A 6,645-nucleotide genomic window follows, 5' to 3' on the forward strand; every position below is an offset into this window, starting at 1 on the left:
GAGGTGCCCCCTCACGACGCGCGAGTGACCCCTTCACGAATGACGGACCGCCGGCGAAGCACCGGATGGCGATCACGGGGTCGCGGATCGCGCGGCCCGGCCGCCGGGCTGCGCGGAGCGCCCGCCGGACGGATGATCGGCTTCCCTCGGGTGGTGCGATGGGCAACGGCGCGACAACGATCGTGGCACCGAAGCCAGGCGCGGGCCGCGATCACCGACAGTGGCCGGAGAGACAAGCGCGAACGGATTCCCGCCGAGATCTCCATGTCCACTGTGGACGGACAAGTGGCCCGGTGTTCAGGCCGGCTCTCGCCGCGAGGCCGCCCACATCGCTGCCGGCCCCGCGCTCGGTTCCACCGAGCCACCAGCCGGCGCGGCCGCCAATGACAGACCGCCTTGTCCGCGTGTATAAAAAGGAGCCTGGAGGAGGTGGGCGATGACCATCAACGCGCCGTCCCGGACAAGCACCGCACCGCTGCCGCCCGGTCCGGGTTCCCGGGCCCCGGTCGCGGTCCAGACCCTGCTGTTCGGCAACTTCCGCCAGGCGCTGATGCCGGCGCTGCGGCGGTACTACGGCGACGTCATCCATTTGCGGCTCTATCCGAAGCGCGACGTGGTCCACCTGGCCAACCTCGAGCACATCAAGGCCGTGTTCAGCGGGCCGGCGACGCGGTTCCACGCGGGCGAGGGCAATCTGGTGCTCAAACCCGTCATGGGCGAGCATTCCGTGCTGCTGACCGACGAGGGCACGCACCTGCGCGCCCGCAAACTGCTGATGCCCGCCTTCAACGGTGCCGCGCTCCGCGGCTACCGGGACATGATCACCGAGCTGACCCGGCAGGAGGTGCGGCGCTGGCCGTCCGGCCGGGTGTTCCGCTCACACGACCGCGTGCGTGCCCTCACCCTGGAGATCATCCTGCGGGTGGTGTTCGGCGTCAGCGAGGGGGCGCGGCTCGAGGAGCTCCGTGGCAGGCTCGGCGAGATCATCGACATCGGCGTGCTGGACATCTTCGGCTGGCACAACGAGAAACTGCGCCGCTACGGCCCCTGGCGGCGGGCCGCGGAGAACCAGCGGCGGGTGGACGACCTGATCTACGCCGAGATCGCCGAACGCCGCCGCGCCGGCGACCTGGCCGACCGCTCGGATGTGCTGTCCCGCCTGCTCACCGCGCCGGCCGGGGACGACCCGCTGACCGACGCCGAACTGCGCGACCAGCTGGTCACCCTCCTGCTCGCCGGGCACGAAACCACCGCGACCGCGCTGGCCTGGTCCTTCCACGAGCTTGCCCGCGACCAGGCCCGGCTCGCCACGGCGATTCAGGCCGCCGACGCCGGTGACGAGAAGTACCTGGAAGCCGTGGCGAAGGAGGCCATGCGCCTGCACCCGGTGATCTCGGAGGTGGCGCGCAAACTCACCGAGGACGTGGAGATCGGCGGCTACCGGATCCCGGCGGGGTTCGTCGTGCTGCCCTCGATCCTCCTGGTCCACGCCGACGCCGGGCACCACCCGGATCCGTCGCGGTTCCGGCCGGAACGGTTCCTCGGCGACGGGCCGGCCGCGGGCACCTGGTTCCCGTTCGGCGGCGGGGCGCGGCGGTGTCTCGGCGCGGGCTTTTCCCTGCTGGAGGCCACGATCGTGCTCCGCGAGGTGCTGACCCGCTACCGGCTGTCCCCCGACCGCCCCCGCCGCGAGCTCACCCGCCCCCGAAACATCACCAGCGTTCCCGGCCGCGGAGCCCACATCTCGGTCACCCCGCGACCCGCACCGCCACGCAAACCGCTCGGCAGTCCCTCCTAGCGGCGTCTTGTGCGGAGGTAGTCACCGACGACCGCGGCGCCGAGACCGTCCGGGTCGGGGGCGAGGACACGGCCGCCGGAACGGCGGGCGATGAGGTCGACGAATGCCTCCAGCCGCGGGTCGTCGCCGAGCCGGAACACGCTGACCGACGCGCCGAGCTTCGCGAGCCTGTCCACCTCGGAAAGGGTGCGGAGGAGCGTCTGCGTCTGCGGCGGGTAGTCGAAGATCGCCTCACCGTCCGGTTCCAGGTGCGCGGTCGGCTCGCCGTCGGTGACCATCAGCACCACCGGCTGGGCGTCCGGATGGCGCCGGAGGTGCCGGCCCGCCAGCAGCAACGCGTGGTGCGCGTTGGTGCCCTGCTCCCATGCGCCTTCCAGGCCGATCAGTTCCGCCAGCTCGACCGTCGTGGCATACCGCCCGAAGGTGATGAGTTGCAGGGCATCGTTGCGGAACCTGGTCGAGATCAGCTGGTGCAGGGCGAGCGCGGTGCGCTTCATCGGCAGCCACCGGCCTTCGGCGACCATCGACCACGACGTGTCCACGCACAGCGCGACGGCCGCTCGCGACCGGTGCTCGGTCTCCACGACCTCCACATCGGACACGTCGAGCCGCACCCGCCCGCCGCCCGCCGAGGCCGTCCTCAGCACCGCGTTGCGGACCGTCCGCGAGACCTCCCACGACTGCATGTCGCCGAACTGCCACGGCCTGCTCGCGCCGGTCGGCTCGCCCGCCGCCCCGGCCGACTCCGTCTGCCGCTCCCCCGTCTTGCCCCGCAAGGAGTTCACGATGTCGACCAGCGCGGTTTCGCCCAGCCGCCGCAACGCCTTGGGAGACAACCGGAGCGAACCGTCGGGAGCGCGCTCGAACAGCCCCTGCCGCCTCAGTTCACGCTCCAGTTCGGACAGCCGGCGAGCGTCCACTGTGGCGTCCTCGCCGAGCTGGCGGGCCAGCACGTCGAGGTCGATGTCCTCCAGCCGGGCGCCCGGATAGGACTGCGCCAACTGCTCGGCGAGCGCGTCGAGCTCGGCGAGGTCGGCCATCGCCCGCGCGCCCTCGCCCAGCCCGAGCGGGTCCTGCCCGCGGAAGCGGGCCGAGGACGTCCAGTCCTCGCCGGGCCGCAGCGCCCGCAGCTGACCGTCCAGATTGGACAATTGCTGGGCGAGCCGGGGATCGCCGAACGCCTGCTGGGAAAGCGCCATCAGCTCGGCGCGCTGCTCGTCGGTCATCGAGTTGAGCATCCGCTGGGCGGCGGCCGCGCGGGCGGCCAGCGCATCGATCAGCTCGTCCACGTTTCGCGGATTCTCGGGAAAGAAGTCGCCGTGGCGGCGCATGAACTCGGCGAACCGCTCGTCGATGTCATCGACATCGCGGGCGTAGGCGTTGAGCAGGGCGTTGAGATCGGCGAGCATCTGGTTGACCCGCTCGACGTCCTCCGGCGTCGTGTTCCGCAACGCGTCCTTCATGCCCTCGAACCGGGAGTCGAGCATCTCGCGGCCCAGCAGGTCGCGGATCCGCTCGTAGTTCTCCCTGCCCTGCTCGGACCGCCACTCGTAACCGGCCAGCTCGCGCACGGCCGCGGCGGTCCCGGGAGGCAGGGCGTCCAGCTGTGCTTCGGCGAACCGGGCCTCGTCGGCCGGGTCCGGGAACAGCGCCCGCCGCTCGGCTTCCAGTGCCTGGTCGAGCAGGCGCCGGACCTCCTGCAGCGTGCCGTCGAGCCGGTGCCGCCGCTGGATTTCCGAGCGCCGCTGCCAGACCTGGCGGGTCAGCTCGTCGAGTCCGGCCGTGTTCCGGGTGCCGCGCCGCAGCAACTCCTCCAGTGCCGACCGCGGCGAGGAACCGGCCATCACGTCACGGCCGATCTCGTCCAGCGCGTCGCGGACGTCGATCGGCGGCGCGAGCGGGTCCGGCCCGTCGTGCCACGGGCCGTACTCGTAGCCTTCGGGAACGGCAGTCATGCCTGCTCCCCCGCGAGTTCGCGCGCGAGGACGATCGTGCCGGCAGAGCCCTGCTCGCCCTGGCTGCCGCGACTTCGCACAGGGTGTGTCATGGTCCGTACACCGTGGTCGCGTCGTCGGAGTCCTTGGCGAGCTGCCTGGCCAGGTAGAGCGACTCCAGCGCCAGTTCGACGGCGGCCGCGATCCGGCCGGGGAAATCGCCCGCCGACACGCCCGCGCGGGCCGCGACCTCGTGCAGGACCGGCAGTTCCGGCAGCGCGGAGAGCACGTCGGCGCCCGGCACGCGCTCGCCCGTGGCGACGAGATGCCCGTCGGCCACGGCCTCCACCAGCGGCCGCAGGTTCAGGCCACCGTAGAGCTGCCGCGCGGTTTCGGCGACCGCGCGCCGGAGCAGGTGCACCAGGTGCTCGTGCTCGCGGCCCTCCTCGCCCGGCTCGAACTCGATCTTGCCGCGCAGCACCGCGGGTACGGCGTCCAGGTCCACCGGGCGGGCCACCGCGGGCTGCTCGCCGGTCAGCGCGGCACGCCGCAGCGCCGCCGCGGCGACGGTCTCCGCCGCGGCGACCGCGAACCGGGCCGACACACCGGAACGCTGGTCGATCACCGTGGATTCGCGCAGGTTCCGCACGAACCGGGCGAGCACCTCCAGCAGCGGCTCCCCCACTTCCGCGACCAGCCGCGACTCCTGACGCACGACGTCGACCTCGGCGGCCACGTCGAGTGGGTAGTGCGTGCGGATCTCGGCGCCGAAGCGGTCCTTGAGCGGGGTGATGATCCGCCCGCGGTTGGTGTAGTCCTCCGGGTTGGCGGTGGCCACCATGAGCACGTCCAGCGGCAGCCGCAGCGTGTAGCCGCGGATCTGGATGTCGCGCTCCTCCATCACGTTCAGCAGCGCGACCTGGATCCGCTCGGCGAGGTCGGGCAACTCGTTGATGGCCACGATGCCGCGGTGCGCGCGCGGCACCAGTCCGAAGTGGATGGTCTCGGGGTCGCCGAGGCTGCGCCCTTCGGCGACCTTCACCGGGTCGACGTCGCCGATCAGGTCACCGACCGAGGTGTCCGGGGTGGCCAGCTTTTCGGTGTAGCGCTCGCTGCGATGCACCCAGGTGACCGGCAGGTCGTCACCGAGCTCCGCCACGCGCCGCTTCGACGCCGGGGTGACCGGTTCCAGGGGATGCTCGGCCAGTTCGGAGCCTTCGATCGCCGGCGTCCACTCGTCGAGCAGCCCGGCGAGCGTCCGCAGCAGGCGGGTCTTGCCCTGGCCGCGCTCGCCGAGCAGCACGATGTCGTGCCCGGCCAGCAGGGCGCGCTCGAACTGCGGCAGCACCGTCCGCGAGAACCCGACGATGCCCGGCCACGGATCCCGGCCCGCCCGCAGTGCCGCGAGCAGATTGTCGTGGATTTCCGTTTTGACGCCGCGCGGCTGGTGCCCGGCGGCGCGCAGCTCCCCGAGGGTGCGGGGAAGTGATTCGGGGTTCACCCCTACGACGCTACTGACCTTCGCGCGTGCCGTCGACGTGGAGTGACTCCAGGTCACCACCACCCTTTCGCAACCTCGGCGGCCACCACGTGCCGGGCCGGGCTCATTTCGGCGGCCTGATCACCGGCCGCGCAGAACGACTCGGCGGCGGACGGCGGTTTCCCGTCGACCAGCCACCGGGTGGCGGTGTCGCCGGCGCAGGGGTCGGGCGGCCCTCCCAGGTAGGCGGCGCCGTGACCGCCGTGGTCGACCGTGACCAGCCAGGCGCGGTCCCCGAGCGCCCGGGCCATGCTCACGGCGCCGGAATACGGCGTGGCCGGGTCCCGGAGATTGTTCACGACCAGGATGTTCGCCGGGCCGTTCGAGGTGACCGGCACGGCGGGCTCGAGCGGCGGCGTGGGCCAGACCGCGCACGGGTAGGGACCGGCCGCCATCGCCCCCACCAGCGGGAAAAGGTGGCCGTCGACCCGCACGTCGTGCTCGTACTCGCCGGGCGAAACCGGCCATGTGGTGTCGCCGCAAAGCACGGCCAGCTGCGCCGAGACGAGGTTGTCCGCCGACGGCGGGTCCAGACCGCCGGACGAACTCAGGGTGCCGAGTTCGGCGCGCCGCCAGGTCTCGGCCAGCATCGGGAAAGCGTCGTCGGCGTAGAGCGCGGTGAACGTGGCTTGGCGGAACATGTTGCCGGTGAACCCGTTCTGCGGCTGGGCGTCCAGCTTGGCGGCAAGGGAGAAGTAGTTCGCGCGGACGGCTTCCGGGGTCGCCCCGAGACCGTAGGCGGCATCGTGGGCCGCGGCCCACTTCGCGAAATCCGGGAACCGGATCTCGGCCCCGGGTCCGAAGGCCCGGAACAACGTCCTGCTCCAGACGCCGGCCGGGTCCAGCGCGCTGTCCAGGACGAACCGGTCGGTGCGCTCCGGGAACAGGCTCGCGTACACCGCGCCCAGGTAAGTGCCGTAGGAGATGCCGTAGTAGGAGATCCGGGCCTCACCCAGTGCCTCCCGGATCACGTCCATGTCGCGTGCGGTGTTGGCCGTGGTGACGAACGGCATCAGACCACCGGTCGGCGACGTGCCGCACTTGTCCGCGATCCTCCTGGCCACCGCGGTGTTGGCCGGCACGCCGCCCGGCAACGGCCACGGGTAGACCTCGTCCTTCTCCTCATCGGTCAGACCGCAGCCGACCGGCGTGCTCATGCCGACGCCCCGGGGATCGAACCCGATCAGGTCGTAACTGTCGAGCAGGCCTTGCGGCGCGACGGACCCGAGGAGCACCGGCAACGCCAGCCCGGATCCGCCCGGGCCACCCGGGTTGAGCAGCAGCACACCCCGCCGGGCGGCCGGCTTGGCGCTCCGCACCCGGGAGATCACCACATCGATGCGTCTACCGCCGGGCTGCCGGTAGTCCAGCGG

4 protein-coding genes are annotated in these 6,645 nt (G+C 72.0%); 1 reads left to right on the forward strand and 3 read right to left on the reverse strand.

Going from position 1 to position 6,645, the window contains the following annotated elements; genetic code table 11:
• Window positions 1-436 precede the first annotated feature (436 nt).
• Window positions 437-1,798, forward strand: coding sequence for a cytochrome P450 (locus tag VJT49_RS02005; RefSeq protein ID WP_324162514.1), 1,362 nt, complete (start codon window positions 437-439; stop codon window positions 1,796-1,798).
• Here VJT49_RS02005 and VJT49_RS02010 read toward each other — a convergent pair.
• The 3 genes from VJT49_RS02010 to VJT49_RS02020 form a co-directional block, all read right to left on the reverse strand.
• A complete protein-coding gene (locus VJT49_RS02010) occupies window positions 1,795-3,753 on the reverse strand; it encodes a VWA domain-containing protein (protein ID WP_324162516.1) in 1,959 nt (652 codons plus the stop codon). The genes VJT49_RS02005 and VJT49_RS02010 overlap by 4 nt on opposite strands.
• A gap of 88 nt (window positions 3,754-3,841) precedes the next feature.
• Entirely contained in the window at window positions 3,842-5,233 is a 1,392-nt protein-coding gene (locus VJT49_RS02015; RefSeq protein WP_324162518.1) for an ATP-binding protein, read from the reverse strand.
• Window positions 5,234-5,286: 53 nt separating this feature from the next.
• Window positions 5,287-6,645: alpha/beta hydrolase (locus VJT49_RS02020; protein ID WP_324162520.1), on the reverse strand; the 1,359-nt coding region annotated here is incomplete at its 5' end.

Source organism: Amycolatopsis sp., assembly GCF_035276945.1.
Lineage (GTDB): Bacteria > Actinomycetota > Actinomycetes > Mycobacteriales > Pseudonocardiaceae > Amycolatopsis_E.